At 34.6% G+C, this 1,396-nt stretch carries 2 protein-coding genes; both read left to right on the top strand.

The genetic code is table 11. From position 1 onward, the window contains the following. Positions 1 to 550: IS607 family transposase (locus tag PGU50_RS17920; RefSeq protein ID WP_270247656.1), on the top strand; the 550-nt coding region annotated here is incomplete at its 5' end. Beyond that, the coding region (locus PGU50_RS17915) for an RNA-guided endonuclease InsQ/TnpB family protein (protein ID WP_270247655.1) at positions 498 to 1,396 on the top strand (899 nt) is incomplete at its 3' end. The genes PGU50_RS17920 and PGU50_RS17915, both read left to right, overlap by 53 nt.

The raw sequence follows: 1,396 nt of genomic DNA, 5'->3' as shown, positions 1-1,396 counted from the left end.
AAGTGGCTATAGATATTATTCTGATGAGCAACTCAACCAGGTAATAAATGTAAAGCCTAAAAATCGCATTACAATTGGATATTGTCGCGTTTCCAGCCATAAACAAAAAGATGATTTGGAACGACAGATTGATAATGTTAAGACATATCTTTTGGCAAAAGGACAGCCGTTTGAGATAATAAGCGATATCGGTTCTGGGATTAATTATAAGAAAAAAGGACTTCAGGAATTGATTAGACGAATCTCTCAAAATCAAGTTGAAAAGGTTGTTGTTTTATATAAAGACAGGCTATTGCGATTTGGTTTTGAGTTGATAGAATATATCGCTTCACTTTATAATTGTGAGATTGAGATTATTGATAATACTGAAAAATCTGAACAGCAGGAACTTGTTGAAGATCTGGTTCAAATAATCACAGTATTCAGCTGCAAATTACAAGGAAAACGAGCGAACAAAGCTAAGAAACTTATCCGGGAATTGATACAGGAGGAAACAGATGGTAAAAGCCATAAAAGTAATGCTGATACCAAACAACGTACAGAAAACTAAGATGTTTCAGTACGCAGGTGCTTCAAGATTTGCTTATAACTGGGCTTTGGCCAGGGAAAAAGAAAATTATGAAAAAGGTGGCAAATTCATTTCAGATTCAGAACTCAGAAAAGAATTTACAAAGCTCAGACATTCTGATGAATACGCATGGCTGCTGAATATTTCAAATAATGTAACCAAACAGGCAATCAAAGATGCCTGTACTGCGTATAAGAACTTTTTCAAGGGTTTGCAAAAATTCCCAAGATTCAAGTCTAAAAAGAGATCAATGCCGAAGTTCTATCAGGACAATGTTAAGATACAATTCAGTAATACCCACGTTAAGTTTGAAGGCTTTTCTTCCAGCAGGAAAGCAAATAAGCAGAAAATGAATTGGGTAAGACTTGCAGAACATGGACGTATTCCAACAGATGTTAAATATATGAATCCGAGAATATCCTTTGACGGATTGAACTGGTGGATCAGTGTATGTGTGGAATTTCCTGATTGCAAGGAAACACTTAATGATGATGGAGTTGGTATAGACTTAGGAATCAAAGATTTGGCTGTCTGCTCTGATGCTGTTAAATATAAGAACATTAATAAGAGTCAGAAAGTAAAGAAACTAGAAAAACAGAAACGCAGATTACAGCGTAGTATCTCTCGTTCTTACGAGAAGAATAAGAAAGGGGAAAGTTACTGCAAAACCAATAATGTAATCAAAAAGGAAAAACTTTTATTAAAACGAAATCACAGATTAACAAACATCCGTAAAAACTATTTGAATCAGACCATATCTGAGATCGTAAATCGAAAACCAAGATTTATCTGTATTGAAGATCTGAATGTCAGCGGAATGATGAAAAA

This window comes from Coprococcus sp. AM11-30B (assembly GCF_027674365.1).
Classification (GTDB): domain Bacteria; phylum Bacillota; class Clostridia; order Lachnospirales; family Lachnospiraceae; genus Allocoprococcus; species Allocoprococcus comes.
This window is presented reverse-complemented; position numbering and strand designations above follow the sequence as displayed.